This window comes from Methylomonas koyamae (assembly GCF_001644025.1).
Classification (GTDB): domain Bacteria; phylum Pseudomonadota; class Gammaproteobacteria; order Methylococcales; family Methylomonadaceae; genus Methylomonas; species Methylomonas koyamae_A.
In genome coordinates, this window is the sequence record NZ_LUUK01000157.1 from 1 (window position 1) to 20,645 (window position 20,645).

The 20,645-nt window shown below is 54.0% G+C and carries 12 protein-coding genes; 8 read left to right on the top strand and 4 right to left on the bottom strand.

Annotated elements, in window-relative coordinates:
• Positions 1 to 1,056: 1,056 nt before the first annotated feature.
• Positions 1,057 to 2,553, bottom strand: coding sequence for a S41 family peptidase (locus tag A1355_RS11130; protein ID WP_064028021.1), 1,497 nt, complete (start codon positions 2,551 to 2,553; stop codon positions 1,057 to 1,059).
• Positions 2,554 to 2,798: 245 nt separating this feature from the next.
• Between A1355_RS11130 and A1355_RS11135 the strand changes: the two genes are divergently transcribed.
• The 6 genes from A1355_RS11135 to A1355_RS11160 all read left to right on the top strand — a co-directional run bounded on the left by A1355_RS11135 (position 2,799) and on the right by A1355_RS11160 (position 11,738).
• Positions 2,799 to 3,338 (top strand): RNA polymerase sigma factor, encoded by a 540-nt coding sequence (locus A1355_RS11135; RefSeq protein WP_064028023.1) that lies wholly within the window; start codon positions 2,799 to 2,801, stop codon positions 3,336 to 3,338.
• A 60-nt stretch (positions 3,339 to 3,398) separates the two neighbouring features.
• Positions 3,399 to 4,397, top strand: a complete 999-nt coding sequence (locus A1355_RS11140) for a FecR family protein (RefSeq protein WP_064028026.1) — start codon at positions 3,399 to 3,401, stop codon at positions 4,395 to 4,397.
• A gap of 131 nt (positions 4,398 to 4,528) precedes the next feature.
• Positions 4,529 to 7,069 carry a TonB-dependent siderophore receptor gene (locus A1355_RS11145; RefSeq protein ID WP_064028028.1) on the top strand — a complete coding sequence of 847 codons (2,541 nt, stop codon included), beginning with the start codon at positions 4,529 to 4,531 and terminating at the stop codon, positions 7,067 to 7,069.
• A gap of 407 nt (positions 7,070 to 7,476) precedes the next feature.
• The gene (locus tag A1355_RS11150; protein ID WP_064028031.1) at positions 7,477 to 7,980 is read left to right on the top strand and encodes an RNA polymerase sigma factor; all 504 of its coding nucleotides are present in this window, start codon (positions 7,477 to 7,479) and stop codon (positions 7,978 to 7,980) included.
• Positions 7,981 to 8,037: 57 nt separating this feature from the next.
• The gene (locus A1355_RS11155) at positions 8,038 to 9,006 is read left to right on the top strand and encodes a FecR family protein (RefSeq protein WP_064028033.1); all 969 of its coding nucleotides are present in this window, start codon (positions 8,038 to 8,040) and stop codon (positions 9,004 to 9,006) included.
• Positions 9,007 to 9,368: 362 nt separating this feature from the next.
• A complete protein-coding gene (locus tag A1355_RS11160) occupies positions 9,369 to 11,738 on the top strand; it encodes a TonB-dependent siderophore receptor (protein ID WP_197471787.1) in 2,370 nt (789 codons plus the stop codon).
• A 334-nt stretch (positions 11,739 to 12,072) separates the two neighbouring features.
• Here A1355_RS11160 and A1355_RS11165 read toward each other — a convergent pair whose 3' ends face one another.
• Both A1355_RS11165 and A1355_RS11170 read right to left on the bottom strand, forming a co-directional pair.
• On the bottom strand, positions 12,073 to 12,552 hold the full coding sequence (locus tag A1355_RS11165) for a cupin domain-containing protein (RefSeq protein ID WP_064028038.1): 480 nt from the start codon (positions 12,550 to 12,552) through the stop codon (positions 12,073 to 12,075).
• A complete protein-coding gene (locus A1355_RS11170; protein WP_082885498.1) occupies positions 12,549 to 13,178 on the bottom strand; it encodes a DUF2380 domain-containing protein in 630 nt (209 codons plus the stop codon). Before A1355_RS11170 ends, A1355_RS11165 begins: the two co-directional genes overlap by 4 nt.
• Positions 13,179 to 13,446: 268 nt before the next feature.
• On the opposite strand from A1355_RS11170, the gene A1355_RS11175 reads away from it, so the two are divergent.
• On the top strand, positions 13,447 to 14,823 hold the full coding sequence (locus A1355_RS11175; RefSeq protein WP_064028040.1) for a sensor histidine kinase: 1,377 nt from the start codon (positions 13,447 to 13,449) through the stop codon (positions 14,821 to 14,823).
• A complete protein-coding gene (locus tag A1355_RS11180; protein ID WP_064028042.1) occupies positions 14,820 to 15,479 on the top strand; it encodes a response regulator transcription factor in 660 nt (219 codons plus the stop codon). The genes A1355_RS11175 and A1355_RS11180 overlap by 4 nt, the downstream gene beginning before the upstream one ends.
• A 382-nt stretch (positions 15,480 to 15,861) precedes the next feature.
• On the opposite strand, the gene A1355_RS11185 is transcribed toward A1355_RS11180, so the two are convergent.
• Positions 15,862 to 20,631 (bottom strand): type I polyketide synthase, encoded by a 4,770-nt coding sequence (locus tag A1355_RS11185; RefSeq protein ID WP_157197850.1) that lies wholly within the window; start codon positions 20,629 to 20,631, stop codon positions 15,862 to 15,864.
• Positions 20,632 to 20,645 lie beyond the last annotated feature (14 nt).

Here is a 20,645-nt window from a genome sequence, read left to right on the forward strand (position 1 = left end):
CTGTTAAAGGACCGCTTACGCTATACAACTCGGTAAGTTGGGCTGGCGTAGGTTGGGGTGAGGTAACGAACCCCAACATTTTTAACGACTTGAACTTTACAAATCATTGGCTGTTTTGTTGGCTCAATGTCTCGCTTTTATGTTTGGTTGGTAGCTCAATGGTTGTCGTGTTGGGGTTCCTATCGTCATCCCAATCTACGCTCCCCAAATTTTTGGTCGCCCATACTTCAGTCAAACCGCCCGTTAACTCGGTAAGTTGGGGTAAGGTAACGAATCCCAACATTTTGACCGGTTTGGCCTTTGTTGGTTGCCGATGGCTTTATTGGTCGAAATGACTCGCTTTCATATATGGCTGGCGGCTCAAAGGTTGTCGTGTTGGGGTTCGTGCATCACCCCAAATATGGGCTCCTCGCCAATTGCAAGGCAAGATTGCCCAAAATAATGTTTCCGACTTAATGACACCTCTAGTTGGGGAGAGGAGTCCATGTCATCAACTTACGCGCTGAATGCCTTGCCCAGCCATACTTGCTCGCGTTAACCGCAAGCCGGTAGCGGCTAGAAGCTAAGGCTTTTCGCCTCACAGCCTTGGCTTTTAGCGGCTCGCGCAAACCGAAAAGCCTTAAGCGAGAGCGGATTTGCCCAATCCCCAAACCGGTACAGCTGCGAAGCCGCAGCTATTTGCCTGGAAATTGTGGCTTTTAGCTGCGACCGTCAGGCGCTTCAGCTCACGCTTAACCCAAACCTCTTCGAGCTCCGGGCATTTTGGTGCTGGTTTAAGGCTGAACAGGTTCAACCGCAAGGCTATTTGCGTTGCGCGATCGGCAAAAAGCCTGGAGGGTACGCACCGCGTACTTGATTGTTGCGATTGGACACATTTAATGAATGTCTGCACCGATAACCGCCCGCCGTCATTTCCAAACATCCCTATAGGTTGCGCCGAGCTATGCAAGACGCAACAATCGCGAACGGTGTGTCTAGCGGCGGCCCATAGTCAGCGCACCTCTTGAGATATTTGGCCAATAGCTTTTAATAGTTACCACTGGAAACATTAGTTAGTCAGATATTCTCTAGCTTACCCATGACCCAGTTTTCAAAAGACTGAGTGTCGTAAATATTTCCTTCATATAAAAAATCAGGGTAATACGCTTGATTAAGTCCTCTAGCCCGGTCGCGCCATATTTTAAGAGGTAATGACAGTTGTAAGTTCTTGCTAGGAAGCTGAATTTTAGCAACATCGATATAAAAAGTATCGCCGCTTGTCGGAAGCCCCATGTGAATGGCACCTGGAACGCGACGGACTGAATCTACAAAATCAAGACAGGCACTCGCACAGTTTAAATCGGTAAGAATGATAAGCTGTCCGTTAAAAGCTTCTCGAGCTTCAATTTTACTGTCAATCGTATCTGGAAGCTGCTCAAGCCATTCCTGCTTAATAGCTAATGCCGCATTCATTTGTTCTAATAGTCGAACAGTATCAAGATAAAAAATACTTGCCTTCCCAAATGTCTTGCTAAAATAATCTAAATGCTCCTCTAAGGTTTTCTTAGCGACTGGAGACACTCGCCAAAAGGCACGAGCCGCTGATTCAGTGGGTATTTTATCTTTGAGTAACGCACGCAGAATCTTGGTGCCAACCTGGGAACTTCCTCCTCGATTACCCCGCGTATCTAAAATAACTTTTTTAGCCTGCCTCAAGACTTTAATTTTATCCAGAAATCTTTCTAACTCAATATTTTCAGCTTGACTGAGCTGGAAATTTGATACATTAATCCAATAGATCCCTTTACCTAAATTTCTAAGTCCTTGTTTTGGCGCCCGATCTGCAAAGGCATATTGAACGCCTTCATAACTTTTTTTCCACAACAACGAATACTCTTTTTTCGTCTTGTCTTTTAACTCAACAGTACAATGCTTAATACGCTTGGACTCCCACAAAGGCATATCAGGAGTTTCTATAGTGACAAAATGCGCCAACATTGACCAGGTTGATAGCAAATTTAATCGCTCATCTATATAAGGTGAAATATTATATTTAATATACTCAGAGACAGACTGCCCATCACAAGCTATTACTCGCGAACCCATTGGCGGCACTGAAATAGGCCACTCTTTTGCTTGATACGTAACAACAAACTCCTCACCTTGCTTTTGAATATTCCAGCCTGCCCAATTGACATTGCTGGAATAGTTTTGTGGACTAACCCCTAGATGACCATCTTTAAAGCCTACCGTATAAAAACGTAGGGCTGCGAGTGCTTGTTCTTGCGTCTGAGCGCGTTTGGCTAAAGACAACGCTTTACTGTAACCTTGGTGTAGCCACGCTTGAAATGCGACATCGGAATGCTCTAATACACCCGGATGAGCGGCTTTTATCGTTTCATATACAAAGTCTAGGTCCGCTTTGGCCACAGCACTCCATTCGTAATAAGCAGACATTTTCAATTCCTGTTGAGACGGCTGAGAACAACTAATTAGAGGTAATAAAAACACAACCACTAGGCGCTGCTTGATTTTCTTAGTTCTAACTAAACTGTAATAGGTAAGAGAATTCATTTGGGATAGACTCCGCTGAAAAATTCGCTGAGAGAAGAGCAATGAGACGAAGGGGCCCTATGGAGGATAAGCGAAGCTTCATCCGCCGATAAAACCGTCGATTACCCGAGACTGCCCAGCCATGTTTGACAGGGTTGTAATAGACGTACGCCTTAGTCGGCATCATCGCGAGCGAGCCCCGGCCGATATTGTCGCCAGTCCGCCGGCCGTGGTCTAATGAAAAAGGACTTCCACTCAATCGGACGATGTATCGCTTCTCACCGGATTTTGCCAACGACCTGATTCAGCGTCACCGCGACGAGTTGCTGGGATTTCTGGCGCCTCGGATTCGTTGTCCGGAGACCGCGGCCGACATCTTGCAGGATGCTTTTTTTCGTTTGACGCAGTTCGAATCGGAAAGCCAGATCGCCAATCCGCGAGCTTTTTTGTACAAAGTGGTCGGCAATTTGGCGATCGATCATTTGCGTAAACATCAGCGCGAGGCTGAGCGGCACGCCGCCGAGGAAGAACTGGCGGAACACGCCGACGCGACGCCCGACCTGGAACGCCAAGTCTACAGCCGGCAGAAACTACTGCATTTGCAGCAAGCGGTCTCCGAATTGCCCCCCAAATGCCGGGAGGTGTTTGTGCTGCATAAGTTTCACCATTATCCCTACTCGCAAATCATGCGCGAATTGAACATTGCAGAAAGTACGGTGTTGAAACATATCAACAAAGCGCTGGAACATTGCCGCCGACGCATGCGCGAACTGGAACTGTCCGAGCGGGAGCGTCACGATGCGTAACGCCGCTGACCGCTCGGCTTGCCCGATTATTTCCCGGCGGATGTCGCCGGTGGCCGGCCGATGAACAAAGCCGCGTCCGAAACCTTTTCCGCGCGTGCCGAACGCGAGGCGATGGCCTGGCAAGCCACTCTAAGCTCCGATTTGCTGAGCAACCAGCAACGCCGAGCATTCGAAACTTGGCTGGCCGCCAGCGAGCAGCACCGGGCCGCGTGGCGCGACGTCAACGCGTTCTGGCTCGGACTGGACACAGTGAGCGCCGCCGACCTGGGGCTGGCCGCGCCACCGGCGCCGGCAGCCACCCAAGAACGGTCGCGCGCGACCGCGCTGCGGCGCGGGCCGCCAGTCCGCCGCCATCGCGCGAGTCTGGCGCTGGCGGCATCGCTATTGTTGGCGGTGGCGGCGATCCAATTACACGCATCCGGCTATTGGGCCGATTACCGATCGGCGGTCGGCGGCCAGCGCCAAATTCAGTTGGCCGACGGCTCCAACGTGATGTTGAACACCGGCAGCGCGCTGTCGGTCGATTTTTCGGCTAAACAACGCCGGGTCAGCCTGCATCGCGGCGAAGCGTTTTTTCAGGTTGCCGCCGATCCCGCGCGACCGTTCGTGGTCGACGCCGGCGCCGGTACGGTGCAGGCGCTGGGTACCGCTTTCGATGTCCTGCGCGACGACGACCGGGTGAGAGTCACCGTGCTCGAGCACGCGGTCAAAGTCAGCAACGCGGACGGCAAGACCTTGGAACGATTGAACGAAGCCGAGCAAATTCAATTCGACAGCCGCGTTTTAGGTCGCGCCGAGGCCATCAACCCATCACGCATCGCCGCCTGGCGCCAACAACGGATCGTGTTTCAGGAACAGCCGCTATCTGCGGTAGTGGCCGAGCTGGAGCGCTATCGGCCCGGTAAAATCCTGATTACCGATTCGGCCATCGAGAACCTACCGATCACCGGCGTATTCGGGATCGGCGATACCGATCTGGCCCTGCAAGCCATCGAACAAAGCCTGCCGGTACGCGTCCGCACCTTGGGTTCCCACCTGGTTTTGCTGTCCGCCCGTTAGTCCGCCGCGACTCGCGCAAAAAAGTTTACCCGGCGAGTAGATACTCCCCCACCGTCGTTTCGTCTTATCTCCAAGTTCGCCGCACGGCAGCGCGCGGCGGGCGTTTCCAATTCGGATAATCAGGAGATCAGATGAAACATGCTCGTAAGGACTCAAACATCGGCAACCCGCGTCGCGTCGAACTTTCGCCGTTGCTTGCGGCAATCGCGGCACTGTGCGGCAGTTTGTTAGTGGCCGTGCCGGCTGTCGGCACGGCCGCCCCGGACAGCGGCATCAGCCAACAGACGATGAATTTCGATATTGGCGCCGGCTCATTGTCCGATGCGCTGCTACGATTTTCCGAAATCAGCGGCCAGCGCGTCCTGTTCGGTGCCGAACTGGTACGCGGTCTTGGTAGCGATGGCTTGAATGGCCGGTACACGCCATCCGCCGCACTGCAACGCTTGCTCAGCGGTAGCGGCCTCAATGCCCGACAAACCGACAGCGGCAGCATCACGCTGGAAAAAGCCGCCGAAAAACCACTGCCGTCCGGCGCCGCGACCATGCCGGCGGTGACGGTGCTCGGACAGGCGACTTACGACTCGACCGATCCTTACAACCCCGCCTACAGCCTGCCGAACGCGTCCACGGCCACCAAAACCGACACTCCCATCATGCACACGCCGATGTCGGTCAAGGTAGTCCCGCAGCAAGTGTTGAAGGATCAACAAGTGGTCACGCTGGATCAAGCGTTGAGGAACGTCAGCGGCGTCGTCAGCGGCGACGGCAACGATCGCGAGTTTTACGTACGCGGCTTTAGCTCCACATCCTCCAGCGGTTCCAACGGCGGCGGCGGCTCCACCTACTATCGGGACGGTTTTCCATTTATCAACGGCTGGCATCATACGGTCGATTTAGCCAATATCGACCGCGTCGAAGTATTAAAAGGTCCCGGCTCGATACTGTTCGGTCGCTCCGAACCCGGCGGCATCATCAACTTCGTCACCAAGCAGCCGTTGGATACCCCATACTACAGCGTTCGCCAACAATTCGGTTCTTACGGCCATTTTCGCACCGACATTGATGCGACCGGCCCGTTAACCGCCAATAAAGACTTGGCTTACCGCGTCAATTTTGCTTACCAAGCGAACGACGCCATCGCCCAATGGGGCGGCGGCGAACGCATATTCGCGGCACCGATGCTGCGCTGGCGCATCTCGGACAAAACCACGTCCACGTTTAAATTGGAATACAGCGATATCAAAACCAATGCGGACAATCCGGTTCCATACAACTTGCTGGGAAAAGTGCCTAGAAGCCGCAATTTCAACGATCCCTGGGCTTACAGCGAAGATCAGTACGTGATGTTCTCGGCGAATACCGAACACGTTTTCAACGAGAACTGGACCCTCCGCCACCGCTTTAACGCCAGCTTCGCGGAAGTCACTTCGCGCAATGTCGCCGCGGCCGGTTCAGCCGACGCCAGCGGCAATTTTGGGCGGTGGGGATTCGAACAAAATTTCGATGGCGGAGACTACTACAACAATTACTTCAACTCGCTGGAGTTGACCGGCAAGTTCGAAACCGGCTTCGCCAAACACACGTTGCTGATCGGTAGCGATTATTTGAAGACCGACGCCAGAGCCACCATGGGACCGGTGTTTGCCTGGATGCCGGGATTCGAGAGCAGTAATGCCTACCAGCCCATCCACCGTTACCAAATGCCGGGCATGACGGTGTCCAACTTTCCACCGCAAAGAACGGCCTTTAATACCTTCGAATACGACAATCCCTGGTTCGGCTTTTACGCTCAAGACCAAGTGGAACTGCCCTACCACGTGCATCTGCTGGGCGGTCTACGCTACGACAATGCCAACACCGACACTTACGCCGACTACGGCGCGATCCCGCAATTTTTCCCCAGCGTTCAGACTCCGTTCGTCGAAAAACAAAGCAACGACCGCGTATCGCCGCGCGGCGGCGTGCTTTGGCAGCCAATACCGGAATTGTCGCTGTTCGGTAGTTACACCGAAAACTTTGGCGCACCCAACGGCCTGAACGCACAAGGCCGAGTGTTGGCGCCGCAAACCGCCGCGCAATGGGAAGCCGGGGTCAAAACCGAGTTATTCGACGGCCGCTTGATCACTACCCTGACCTATTTCGATTTGAAGAAGTACAACTTGTCTTTCCAAGATTTTCCGCCCGGTTCGCCATCGCAATTGATAGGGAAAGCGGAAAGTCGCGGTTTGGAACTGGACATCAGCGGCGAGATTCTGCCGGGCTGGAAGATCATAGCGGCCTATGCTTATATGCCGTTCGCGCAAACGGTGGAAGACCCGATTCATACTCAATATGTCGGCAAACGTTTGCACAACGCCCCGGAAAACAGCGGCAATCTTTGGACCACCTACGAGTTTCAACAGGCAATTCTGCAAGGTCTGAAGCTCGGCGCGGGCGTACAAGCGGTTGGTCAGCGGTTTCTCGGATATGACGAAACCCAGAAAACGCCAGGGTACGCCACGCTCAATCTGATGGCCAGCCAGGCCTGGAAGGTCGGACAAACGCGGGTGACAGCGCAGATCAACGCGGACAATTTGTTGGATAAAACCTATCTGCAAGGTCTCAACACTTACGGCGTGGGCACCTATGGCGCACCTAGAACGTTTATGGGCTCCGTGCGGATCGAATATTAGGCAACTCGGCTTACATGGAGCAATCGGCGCGGTCGGGCTTGCCCGTCCGCGCCGACTTGCACGCCAATCCCGCACAGCGTCTTCCAATCTAAATCAACCCTCTGCCGGCTCAGCCACTTTAAGCCGTCGCGCCCCCGACCATTTGGTCTCCTCAAACTGAACCTCAACCGATCGAATTCTCCAAGAGATGATATCCCCATTCGCCGCTTCACCCTCGATACGCAGCGAGGCGCCTTCCTGACACAGGCACAACCACCAATCCAAACCAGATGCGCTTCGACGGCCGAATGCGTTATGCTGAATTAACCGTCGCCGGAATGTCGGACTTAAGCCTTCGGGTGCTAACCACTTAAAAAACGTTGCCGACCCCGGATCATCGAAATCGAATTGACCGCGAACCCTTGCCTATGACGATCAATCACCTGCTGGACAAACTGTTTCGCCGCCACCGAGAGGAATTGCTGGCGTTCGCCGAGCGCAAAGGGAATTACGACAATGCCGAAGACTTGGTGCAGGATGCTTTTTTGCGCTTGCTGCAACATGCCGATTTGCCGGCGGTGAACAACCCTCGCGCCTATTTGTTCAAGATCACGTCGAATCTCAGCGCCGATCAATTCCGCCGGCCGTCGCTGGAATTGATCGACCACGAAAACGCTGAGTACGACAATTATGCGTGTCCGCTACCGTTACCGGAAACGGTGGCCGAAAGCCAGCAAAGCTACCAATTCAGTCTACAAGCGCTGCAGGATTTACCGGAAATTGTCCGAACCTGCTTTTTACTGCACCGCATCGACGGCATTCCCCAGGCCGATATCGCCAAGGCCTTCAATCTGCCGCGCCGCACCGTCGAACGTTACTGCGCCAAGGCCTTGGCGCATTGCTGCGCCCGCTTGGATCAGCCGCGAGAATGACTGGCGGCTGGTTTTACAATTCGCCACCGTAGTCCTCAGTCGCGTTTCACCGCCGCCATGATCAAACCAACCGATCCCGATATTGCCGAACAAGCCAGCCACTGGGTGTTAAAACGCCTGGACGGCGCCGGTTCAAACACGGAACAGCGCGCTTTCCAGGCTTGGCTGGACGCCGATCCCCGTCATCTTCCGGCTTATCGCCATGCCGCCGCCGTTTGGCGGAACTTCGCGCCATCCGAAGGCCAGCCCGCCGATGTGAACTTGACGAACGCCCGCGCCCAATTTCGCGAAGCGCAATACCAAATCCGGCGTGCGCGAAACCGGCGTTTGCGCGGCCTGGCGTTGGCGGCGTTGCTGGTCGCCACGCCACCGCTAACCTGGAACTGGCTGAATTCGGCCGAATACCGCACCGGCAAGGGTCAACGCCTATCGGTCGCGTTGGCTGACGGTTCGCGGGTCGAATTGAATACCGATAGCCGTCTACGAGTGAATTATGCTTGGCAGACTCGGCAAGTCACCCTGGAGCGCGGCGAGGCTGTATTCGACGTCAAACACGATCCGGCCAAGCCCTTCGAAGTGCTCGCTCCCTCGGGCCGCATTCGCGACATCGGCACCCGTTTTAACGTCTACCAAGGCCGCGACGGCACCACCGTCAGCGTAATGGAAGGCGAAGTCGAAGTCGCCACCGTCAGCAGCACGCTGAACGAGCGCCTGCCGGCCGGCAGCCAAATTCATTTCGACGCGCGCGGCAGTTTGGGCGCACCGACAGCGTTCGATGCCGACGCAGTGACGGCCTGGCAAAAGAATTTACTGGTGTTTCGCAACGCGCCGCTGACCGAGGTCTTGGAGCAATTGAGCCGCTACCACGCGGTGGACTTGCAACTCGCCGATCCGGCCTTGCGCGACCTGAAGGTCAGCGGCGATTTTCCCAGCACCGATTTGACCGCGGCCCTGAAGGTCATCGCGGCGGCCTTGCCGATCAAGATCCGGCAAGCAGCGTCCGGCGCGATCGTGTTGGACCGCTAGACGGTTTTCTCGCGCGAGCAATAACTTGACGCGCCCCGCCGGCGGCATCCTTATCCGCACACCGTCCGATAGATAAGCCAACCGGCAGTTTCCGTTCGCGTTGGCGCGGAAAGCTGTCGGGCGGTTCCCTGAGCGGAGTCGAAGGACCGTTCCCTGACCGGAGTCGTTGGGCGGCTCCCTGAATAGAGTCGAAGGGCCGCACCCTGAGCGGAGTCGAAGGGCATACAACCTTAAATTGCCCAAACATTCCGGACAGCCCGCATCCTTATCGACCGCGAGATTTTTTTTCGAAAAAGTGGCGGTTGTCGGCGGCAAATCCCCTCTTAACGGATAGTGAAGCAAAAATGACCAAAGGAGGGATTATGCACTCACTATCCAAAGCCCTGATGATCTGCGCGTTGGCCGGCAGCGCGTTGACCGCGTCCGCGCAAGAGAAAAGTTTTAGCTTCGATATTCCCGCTCAAGCGCTGGCATCGGCGCTGGAAAGCCTGCGGAGCCGGACCGGCGTTCACGTGTTCTATGCCGAGGAGGCGATAAAAGGTAAAACCAGTGCCGCGTTGTCGGGCGACTTGACGGTTCAGCAAGCGGTGAGCAGACTATTGGCGGGTAGCGGTCTGACTCACACCTTCACGTCGAGCGACACGGTCGCGATCAAGCGCATCGACACCGGCAGCGATGCCAATACCACGATGCCGGCGATCACGGTGGTCGGTAATACCGAATACGATACCAACGACCCTTACAACACCGCCTACCAAACCCGCAGCGCGACGACCGCGACCAAAACCGATACGCCGGTGATGGAATTGCCGATGTCGGTGAAAGTGGTGCCGAAATCGGTGATCAACGACCAGCAAATCACCCGTCTGGACGATGCATTGAAAAACGTCAGCGGTGTGTTTGCCAGCCCCGGCAACGGCGGCACCACCGACTCGTTTATCGTACGCGGCTTCGTCGATTTCCGTCCGTATTACAACGGCGTGCGGCTGGAGACCGGCTGGACTCAGGGCGGTCTGCGCGATACCGCCGGCTTGGAGCGAGTGGAAGTCTTGAAAGGCCCGGCCTCGATACTATACGGCCGTATCGAGCCGGGCGGCATGGTCAACATGGTGCCGAAAACGCCGTTGGCGACACCCTATTATTCGTTGCAACAGCAATTCGGCTCCTACCGTTTTTATCGAACCACGATAGACGCCACCGGCCCGGTGACCGACGACAAATCGGTGCAGTATCGCGCCAATCTGGCCTACGAAAACAAAGGCTCGTTTCGCGACTTTATCGAAGGCGAGCGGGTTTACTTCGCGCCGACCGTGCATTGGGACATCAGCGACCGCACCCAGGCGACTTTCTATGTCGATTATTTGCACAACGACACCGCGCCGGACGTCGGCGGCCCGCCGCGTATCGGCAATCGCCCGGCCGATCTGCCGCGCAATCGCAATTTAAGCGAACCCAATATCCGCGCGGTCAGCGACGACATTTTGTTCGGCGTGGACTGGAGCCATGCTTTCAACGACCAATGGACCTTCCGCCACCGCTTCTTCGCCGATTTCACCGAAGATAATGAAAATCTGCCCGGCGCGCCAGCCGGGTTGGCGGACGACAACCGCACGCTGCACCGGACGAACTTCGGCAACCGCGACAATCTGAGCAGTACTTACAACACCACGGCCGATTTGACCGGCAAGTTCAAGACAGGTCCATTCGAACATACCTTGTTGATCGGCGGGGATTATTTCTCCTTTCTAAATACCTTCGCCTTCCCGACGCCGCAAGCGGTGCCGGACATCGATATTTACAACCCGGTTTATGCCGGGAATCTGGGTTTGCTGTCGAGCTTGGACAATGTCGGCAATTTGGGTTACGAGTGGTTCGGTTTGTATTTGCAGGATCAGATTAAATTGCCCTACGACCTGCATTTATTAGCCGGTATGCGTTACGACAATGCCAACTCCTGGCAGGATTGGGGCGTTTGGGGCGCGGGTTTCAAGGACACCAATCACGAGGATAAAGTCACGCCGCGCGTCGGCTTGCTCTGGCAGCCCATCCCGTCGCTCAGCGTCTACGGCAACTACGTGCAAGGCTTCGGCGCGCCGAACATTGGGGTTTATGCCAGCGGTGGAGCCAAAATCAAACCGCAAATCTCGGAGCAATGGGAGGCCGGCTTCAAGAAGGAATGGCTGGACGGCAAACTCAATCTGACCGCCGCCTATTTCGAAATCACCAAACAAAACATCGCCACGCCGATCGCCAATTCCCTTTTTTTCGAAGCGGTCGGCAAGGCTCGCAATCGCGGCTACGAATTGGATTTGACCGGCGAAGTACTGCCGGGCTGGAAGGTGATCGGGGTTTATTCCTACATAGACTCGGAAATCGTCAGCAACGGCGGCGTCGATGAAGGCCATCGATTGGCCAACGTCCCGGCGCATGGCGGCAGCCTGTGGAATACCTATACCTTGCAGGACGGCGCGTTGAAAGGGCTGAAGTTCGGCGCCGGCGTCGTCGCCCGCTCGCAGCGACAAGGCTCTAACGAAAACAACTTCCAGCTGCCGGGTTACGCGATCTTCAATGCGCTGATCGGCTACGAAACCCACATCGGCAAAACCAAGCTGACCACCCAAATCAACGCGGACAATCTGCTGGACAAGGAATATTTCGAAACCGGCCGGGCCGACCGAAACTTTTGGGGCACGCCACGCACCTTCATGGGCTCGGTGCGCTTGGAGTATTGATAGTCCTTTCGAATCCGGACGCTTTCGAGCGGCCTAGCCGCTCGATCGCAACGCCGCCATCGGTTCCGATTCAAATCCTAACAAATTTTGAATGCTTGAGATCGGCCAATTGCGGACGGCACTATAAATTTTTGATCGTTCGGTAACGTGCCTTTAGCAGACGTAGGGTGGGCAAATTTGCCCACCATTGCAACCCGCGTGGGCACAAAAAGCCGTGCCCACCGGGCTTGGATCGGCCACTCAGCGACATTCAAATATTTGAACATGTGGCGGCAGTAAATCCGAAAGCTGTCATTAAAATCCTACTGGAGTTCATAATTCCATTTCCCGCTATTTATTTTTTGCGTGGATCATCGGTCGGATTCGTATAAATAATATCCCATGGCCCAGTAGCGATTAGTTCGACGATTGTTTCCTCATCAGTGGTCCAAACATAGTGAGTGTGTCCAGCGGGTAACACAAAGCTTGAACCTACGTTAAGCATCTCGCCCTTTTTTGTGTCAAATGTTTTACCCATGCCATTGCCTAGTTTGCCCCGCAGGACTGTAATTACTTCTGTAAATGGGTGTATGTGTGGTGGGATTGGATAATTAGATGGAAATTTCAGCAAAGCGATAAAAACCCCCGCTTTGCTTGGGTCACCAACTAGAATGACGCTTTTGGCACCATTAGGGAGTATCGGCTCGTCATTCCACTTAACCGTATCCGGGATAAACGATTCCATGGTAACGGCGCTCATGCGATCAATTTTATCCTGAGCTAATGCGGAATCTTCGAAAAAAATAAGCATTAAAGCTATCAAATACATTCTCATCTGGTATCTCCATTTTCTATGTGGTTGTTAAGGGTCTGCGGCTTCTGGGATGACATGTCTGCCCCCGCAGAGGTTTTGGAGATACCAACTGTCCTAGTAGAAGGAGGCGGCGGCGTATAGATTTTATCTAAATCGTTGTCGATTTTATCGGCAAGACTTTCGACGCCTTTTAAGGTTAATTTTTTATCACCGCCTTTTGTCTCTGAAATGTAATTACCGATTAATTGGCCGTCACTAACCCTGACTAAATGTCCCATAATATAAGCGAATAAGAAGCTTGGTTTATGCAGTCTGCCCACCAATATATACTCAGCTCCGGCTTTTTTCGCCAGTTCTGCGGCAATGTCGCTGTGGTCAAAAAGATACCCAAAACCGCCGTTAGCCTCACGTTGAGTATCCAAATCAACAGCAATGATTTTATAGCCCGCTCTTTTTAATTCACCTTCGAGCATAGCCTTTATGCCCGTCGTCCTTTCGATTTCAGCAGGTATTCCAGGTGCCAGAGTTAAATCTTTTAATTCAAAATCCAATATGGCGATGCTTGTTTCAGCAAATACGCCAACACTGAACAGACATAAAAATACACCAAACAGGAGACGTAATCCTGCATTGTTTCTAGGGTTCATAATTAAATAACACGGTATCTTGTTGAAAAAATGTCATCGGTAACACCATCATTTATTGTTTCATCGTATTCGTTTTTTGGTGGCTAGTAGAGTAGCGAGTATGTGTAAGTCCGTAACCTGATATTTGCCCGTGAAAGCCGGGCAATTTGCCCGGCCTTCCTGCGATCTCTATTCCTGCCCTGGAATTCAATCTTAAAATGATCAAAAAATGTATATTTTCCGCTGCTGAATCGTCAGCAAAGCATTTAACAGAAGGCTTGCGCTTGCCATGAATCTAAAATTTCACCTGCTATCACGGATTGTCCTTATTGCTGGCACTTGCCTGGTTGCAACGACAGCCTATGTGCTGTATCAGGCCGATCAGCAAGCTATTCTTGAGACACAAGTAACGGCTGAGTCAATCGATAAGCAACTGGAGCTTCAATTGGTGCATATCGATGCAGGTTTTGCTCAACCGGAACGTTTCCCTGATTTTAATTTATGGAAAGAGACCAGTACTGCATCCGGCGTTTGTATCAGTTACTTATCAACGATTGACAGCCTCAGGCGCAACATTTGCAATGGCGCAAAAATAACGTCACGAAGCTGGCCTATTTGGTTTGCAAGCTTTTACCAATGGGCTTTCCATCCCGGCTTGGAGGTAGTGCGACCAGTGGAATTCAAGGGGCGGATTCATGGTTCAGTAATGGTTGCACCCAGCGCTGAGATGGGAATAGCAAGCGCCTGGCAAAATATCCGTGGCTTAATGGGGCTGTCTGCCAGTACCACTTTGGCGCTTTGCTTGCTGGTTTATTTTACGATAAGTCGAGTTTTACGACCGGCACAGGTGATCGTTACAGGCTTGGAGAAAATGGAAAAGGGTGAATTGTCATTTCGGCTACCCGTTTTCGAGTTAGATGAATGGCAGCGAACCGGGAAGGCCATCAATCAACTGGCGGCAAGTCTGGAACAACTCCTTTCCGAGCGTAAGAAATTAGCCTTAAAGCTGATGAATATTCAGGAAGAAGAGCGCCGTTACCTGGCCCGAGAGCTGCATGATGAGTTCGGTCAATGCCTAGCTGCGATCAACGCGGTCGCAGCTTCCATTTCACAAACCGCAGAAAATGAATGCCCGGAACTGGTTCCGGAAGGGAAAAAAATCAGTCGAATTGTCCATCATATGATGGAATCGATACGTGGATTATTATTGCGCTTACGCCCTTCTGACATTGATGAACTGGGCCTTACTGTCAGTTTAAAAAGCCTGGTGGCTGGCTGGAATGCCAGCAGTGGCGGCAAGATTCATTATAGCCTTGCTGTTCATGACGACCTTGACCGGTTACCCGAACCTATTCCCGTTACTATTTTTCGGATTGTTCAGGAATGTCTGACCAATGTGTCCAAACACTCAGCCGCTACGAATGCGAAAGTAACACTCCGAGCAGTATCTGAGAATAATTCAATAACAACCATTGAACTTAGTATCGAAGATAATGGTAAGGCCAATAAACTGCCGTTTGAAGACAGCCCCGGGATTGGTCTGCTCGGTATACGTGAACGAGTAACCGCAATCGGCGGACGGTTGACATTAAATACTGGTAACCCCAGCGGACTTGCCGTCCATATATGGCTTCCGGTTCAATCCCTTTCAGAGACACAAACATGACAGGCTCGGAAAGTATCAGAATTTTGCTGGTCGATGATCATGCCATTGTTCGTGAAGGCTATCGCTCACTATTGGAGAAGCAATCAGGAATGGAAGTGGTTGCTGAAGCAGCTGATGGAGCAGAAGCCTATTCACGCTTTAAGGATTGCAACCCAGATATAGTCGTTATGGATATTTCGATGCCCGGCCAAGGGGGGCTGGAGGCTATTGTGCGTATTAAACAACGACGCCCGGATGCGAAGATCCTGGTATTCAGTATGCACCAGAATCCAAGCTTTGCTGTTCAGGCAACTCGGGCGGGTGCGCTGGGCTATGTCACCAAGAGCAGTGCCCCGGATGTTTTAATTCGGGCTATCCATGATGTCTATGCAGGGCGAATTACGTTGAGTGCCGACATTGCGCAAGCCTTGGCCCTGGAAAAATTAGGCGGCGATAGTATCGCGCTGCAAGAATTAACGGTACGAGAATTCGATATTCTGCGTATGTTAGTCGATGCTCGGTCAACAGATGCTATTGCTCAAACACTCAACATCAGTCCAAAAACCGTATCGAACAGCCATTATATGATCAAGCGAAAACTTGGCGTTGCCAGTGATATCGAGTTGACTCGCCTAGCCATTAAGATGAATATCATTAATCTTTTGGATTTATCTTGAACGCCTTTTAAACGCTTGTCGACAAACGTGAAAGGGGAATTTAATAAAACTCTTCCTGCGAATGGACTTTTCTGACAACCGACCTGCGATAAATGGCACTGATCATCCTGAAGCAGACAGAATCAAACACAGATGTGACGTCGCTTATGGGTCGATTGCGCTAATTCATCACTTCCAAAAGCCGTCATTCAACACTGGCGTAATCATATTGGTATCGATGGCCTGGTTTGCATCGGAACGGGTGGCGGTTTTCAATTATTTAGCTTATTCGGACGGAAACCCATACTCCCGCGTTTCCGGTTGACAGCCCCTGCCACTGCAATGATAGTCGGGAGCGGCTTTGATTTGTCTGGGCTATACCGCGACGCCTTCACCACTAGGCTTACGTATCCGCCAGGATGTTTTGTAATTTCTCGCTAATTAACCGATCCAATTCCTGCTCGGATAAATTTTCCACCGCCGTCCGGCCGAGATCAACATTAACGTCCTCGACTGGGCTCGGTAGCGGTTTTGCATGGCGCTCCAACAAATACGCGCAGACATCGGCCACATTAGCATAGTCAAACAATAACGTCGTCGGCAAATCGCAACCTAGGCGACGCTGCAAATTTACCCTCAACTCGACGATGGTGATCGAATCAAGCCCCATGTCGAAAAAACCTTGATAACTATCGATGGTTTTAGCTTCGTCCAGATACAGCACTTGTTTGATCGCTTGCTCGAGTTGGGTTTTGGCCAATTGGTAAGCTTCGTCCTGGCTTAACTCGGCTATTTGTTGCTCGAAATTAAGCACTGCTGGACTATCCGCGATAGCTTCGGCCTCTTCTACCAGCCCGCCGGTCACCTGCCATAAAGGTTTAGTCGCCGCCTCGGCCAAGGCCTTGCCAAATAACGGCCAATCGACGTCCATCAACACGTGCTGGCTCGCGCCGGCATTCAAGGCTTTCGCCAATAAACTCACAGCGAACGGCGCTGGCATCGCCACGACGCCGCTGGCTTGCATACGCTGTTGATCGACCCGGTCCAAGCCGGCGGCCATGCCGACATCGGCCCAAGCGCCCCAGTTGACGGTTAAGGCCGGCAAACCCAAGCAATTGCGGTATTGCGCCAAACCGTCCATCGCGGCATTGGCGGCGGCATAAGCCGCTTGCCCTCTGGAACCCAGCACCGAAGCCGCCGACGAACACAGCACGAAGAAATCCAATGCCGCGTCTTTGGTGGCTTGATGCAACAACCAGGCCCCCGTCACCTTAGCCGACCCTACCGCTTTAAAATCGTCCGCTTGCAGATTTTCCAACAGGCCGTCTTTTAAGATGCCGGCCGCATGTACGACGCCTTTCAAGCTTCCGCCGTGTTGCTGAATATGCGTCATTAACCCAGCGACAGCGTCGGCATCGGCAATATCGGCTTGAACGCAACGCACGTCGCCGCCTTGCCGCCGTAAATCTTCAATCTTCTGCTGCGCCTCGCCCGCAGCCGGACGGCGGGCAATCAGCCATACCCGGCCGGCTTTGTTCGCCACCAACCAGCCGGCAATAGCCAAACCCAAGCCGCCCAAGCCGCCGGTAATCAGGTAATCGCCGCGCGGATCGATGACGACAGCGGCGGCGGGTAAGGCGCTCGGTGTCAATCTGGCCGCGTAGCAACCTTCCGGCCGAATCGCAATTTGTTCGCCGCGAGGCGCTATCGCCATGATCGCCATCAACTTAGTCAACTGCTCCGGACCGCTACCAGCCATATCCAGCAAGCCGCCGAACAGTGCCGGCTGTTCCAAGCCAATCACCCGGCCGAGCCCCCACGCGGCGGCGCTTACCCAGCCGGTTGCCGCGTCGCCGTCAGCGGCGACCTGGGCGTTTTCGGTTAACCACCAAATCGGTAGCAGTTTATCCGCTTGTTTCAAAGCCCGGTAACAGGCAATAAACCGAGTCATCACCGCGCCGAGGGCTTCCGGCCCGCCATCGGCCAAATCGCAGGCTTGAAAATTCATCACCGCCAGTTCCGCCGAGGATGCCGAGATAATATCGTCCAAACAACGTTGCCAGTCCTGCTCGCTATCGAAAGGCAGCCGATAATGTTGCGCGCTTATTTTTTGATATTCGCCCCCCGATTCAAGCAAGACCATCGGCATCTTGCCCGCAAAACCGCCGGTAAACAGCGTTTTGGCTCGCCCTTGCCGGTCGGCGATCAACAACCAGGTTTTGGCGGCCCCGGCTTGCGGTAATTCGTAGCGCCTCCAACTAATTTGATAAGCGCATTGCGCCTGCCGATCTTGCGAAATCGCCTGCTGATGCAATGCGGTCAGATTGTGCAGAAGTTGCCGGGTTAATTTTCGTTCGTCCTCATTCGGGGTTTTATCCTGCCACAAGGCGGCCAACAAACTTTCGGTTTGGCCTTCGGCCAAGGCCTGTAAAACCGTAGACGCCGACTGAGCCTCGGTAATCGCTTGTTTAGCCGTAGGCGCAGCCAGCCAATAAAACTGGCGTTGCCAGGGATAGTTCGGCAATTTGATTTTTTCGCCGCCGGCGACGGCCCGCCAATCGGGCGTCAAACCCGCTTGATATAACCGAGCCAGCGCCCGGTAAGTTTCCACCCGGCTATCGCCCTTGCCGGTTTGGCCGTGCAGACAGATTTTTTCCGCGGCGGCCTCGATCTGCTTGACCAAACCGAATAAGACCGGCCTTGGTCCTATTTCCAGCAAAATATCCGCCCCTAGCGCGGCAAGTTGCCGCACGGCCGGATAAAATTGCACCGCTTGGCGGATGTGCTTAACCCAATAATCCGCTCCGGCGATTTCCTCGCCCGCTATGCGGCCTGTCAACGTCGATACCAGGGTCTTATCCGGCGCGCGAAACGCAATGGTCTCGGCGATCTCGGCAAAAACCGGTAAAGCCGCTTGCATCGCCGGCGAATGAAATCCGTGGGCGACATTCAACGGGGTAGCGGAAAGCCCAGCCTGCTCCAACGCTACGCTAATTTCTTGCAATGCCGTCTTCAAACCCGAAATGACCAGACTGTTGGCGGTATTCACCACCGCGATGCCGGCGCTATCGACGAAGGGAGCAAGCCAGGGCTGAACGGTTTTTTCGTCGGCGGCAACGGCGATCATCGCGCCGGGTACGGCATGCTCGTTGATACTGCTGCTACGCGCGGCAATCAATTTCAAGGCATCGGGCAACGCAAACACCCCGGCGTGGCAAGCCGCCGCGTATTCCCCTATGCTATGCCCCAACACGAAATCGGCCTTTACCCCCCAACTTTGCCACAAGGCCAGCATCGCATACTGAAACACGAAAATCGCCGGCTGGGCATGGGTTCTCAACCGTTGTTCGTCTGCTTCGTCGCACAACAAGGCCTTGACCGAATAACCAACCCGAGGCGCCAAAATGGCGTCGCATTGGTCCACCGCCGCCCGGAATACCGCTTCACTGCGGTATAAATCCAAGCCCATGCGCGGATATTGACTACCTTGTCCGGTAAATAAAAAGGCCAATTTCGGCTTTTTCCATTCCGAGCACGGCCTGACGTCGTTCAACAAGCCCGGATCGCGCAATTGTTGGATCAGCTCCTCGCCGCCGCTCGCAACCAGCGCCTTGCGGAAGGAAAAATGGCTGCGGCAGGTATTGGCGGTAAAGCAAAAATCCTGAATTCGACTGGCGGGCAATGCCTGTAACGCATCGGCATAGCGACTTGCGACGACTGGCAAAGCCGCTTGGGTTTTTGCCGACAGAGTCAAAAGGTGCAATCCGGTCGGCGTTTGACAGTCCCGCTTTTTCGGTGGCGGCGCTTGCAAAATGGCGTGTGCATTGGTGCCGCTCATACCGAATGAACTGACGGCGACCAAACCCGGTTCGGCTTTATCCGGCCAAGCGGTCAACCGGGTCGGGACTTTCAGATTGAACGTTTCCCAGGGAATATGGGGATTGGGCTCGGAAAAGCCCAAACTGGCCGGAATCTCGCGATGTTTTAACATCAAAGCGGCTTTAATCATGCTGGCAATACCGGCCGCCGCTTCCAGATGGCCGATATTGGTTTTCACCGAGCCTATATACAACGGATTGTCCGGCGCCCGGTCTTGGCAATAGACCGTGCCCAAGGCTTCCGCTTCGATCGGATCGCCCAATACCGTGCCGGTCCCGTGGGCTTCGACGTAAACCACTTGTTCGGCGTTAATTTTGGCTTGCGCCAAGACTTGCCGTATCAGTTTTTGTTGCGCCAACCCGTTAGGCACCGTCAAGCCGCTACCGGGGCCGTCGTGATTCACGCCGCTGGCTCTGATCACTGCGATGATGTCGTCGCCGTCGGCCTCGGCATCGGACAGCCGCTTCAATACCAGCGCGCCGCAGCCTTCCCCTCGACCATAACCGTCGGCTGCGGCATCGAAGGCTTTGCTATGCCCGTCTTCGGCCAGTGCCCCGACCCTGGATAGAAACATCGCGACATTGGGGGTCAGCATCAATTGCACGCCGGCCGCCACCGCCACCCTGGATTCGGCCTTGCGCAAACTTTGGCAAGCCAGATGCACGGCGACCAAGGCTGACGAACACGCGGTATCGATAGCAAGACATGGGCCTTGCCAGCCCATCACATAAGAAATCCGACCGGCGGCGAAACAAAATCCGTTGCCGCTACCGTCGTAGGTATTGATACGCGAATAATCGTCGGAATAGAGCTGCAACAGGCCATAGTCGTTTTGGCCTATGCCGAGAAACAAACCCGTATCGCTATCGCGTAGCGAATCGGGAACGATGTTGGCATGCTCCAATGCCTGCCAACAAACCTCGAGCAGCAAGCGTTGTTGCGGGTCCATGCTTTTGGCTTCGCGCGGCGAAATACCGAAAAACTCGGGATCGAAATCCCCCGGCCGCTCGATAAACCCGGCTTTGCGGGTATAGATTTTCCCCGGCACGCCGCGCTCGGCGCTGTACAGGCTAGCCATATCCCAACGGTCGCCAGGCACGTCGACGATGCCGTGTTCGCCGCGGCTCAATAACTGCCAGAACGCTTCCGGCGTATCAATGCCGCCCGGCAAGCGGCAACCGATGCCGACGATCGCAATCGGCTCGTTCGCCTTGGCTTCCTGGTCGAGCAAACGCTGTTTCATTTTTGCCAATGCCAGCGAAGCGCGTTTTAATTGATCTTCATTCTCCGACACGTCTCTCCCCGTAC

Bases quoted from the DNA above. Each gene is read 5' to 3' on its own strand.
- A1355_RS11130 (WP_064028021.1), bottom strand. From the start codon at position 2,553: ATGAATTCTCTTACCTATTACAGTTTAGTTAGAACTAAGAAAATCAAG.
- A1355_RS11155 (WP_064028033.1), top strand. From the start codon at position 8,038: ATGATCAAACCAACCGATCCCGATATTGCCGAACAAGCCAGCCACTGG.
- A1355_RS11160 (WP_197471787.1), top strand. From the start codon at position 9,369: ATGCACTCACTATCCAAAGCCCTGATGATCTGCGCGTTGGCCGGCAGC.
- A1355_RS11175 (WP_064028040.1), top strand. From the start codon at position 13,447: ATGAATCTAAAATTTCACCTGCTATCACGGATTGTCCTTATTGCTGGC.
- A1355_RS11170 (WP_082885498.1), bottom strand. From the start codon at position 13,178: ATGAACCCTAGAAACAATGCAGGATTACGTCTCCTGTTTGGTGTATTT.
- A1355_RS11150 (WP_064028031.1), top strand. From the start codon at position 7,477: ATGACGATCAATCACCTGCTGGACAAACTGTTTCGCCGCCACCGAGAG.
- A1355_RS11145 (WP_064028028.1), top strand. From the start codon at position 4,529: ATGAAACATGCTCGTAAGGACTCAAACATCGGCAACCCGCGTCGCGTC.
- A1355_RS11140 (WP_064028026.1), top strand. From the start codon at position 3,399: ATGAACAAAGCCGCGTCCGAAACCTTTTCCGCGCGTGCCGAACGCGAG.
- A1355_RS11165 (WP_064028038.1), bottom strand. From the start codon at position 12,552: ATGAGAATGTATTTGATAGCTTTAATGCTTATTTTTTTCGAAGATTCC.
- A1355_RS11180 (WP_064028042.1), top strand. From the start codon at position 14,820: ATGACAGGCTCGGAAAGTATCAGAATTTTGCTGGTCGATGATCATGCC.
- A1355_RS11135 (WP_064028023.1), top strand. From the start codon at position 2,799: ATGTATCGCTTCTCACCGGATTTTGCCAACGACCTGATTCAGCGTCAC.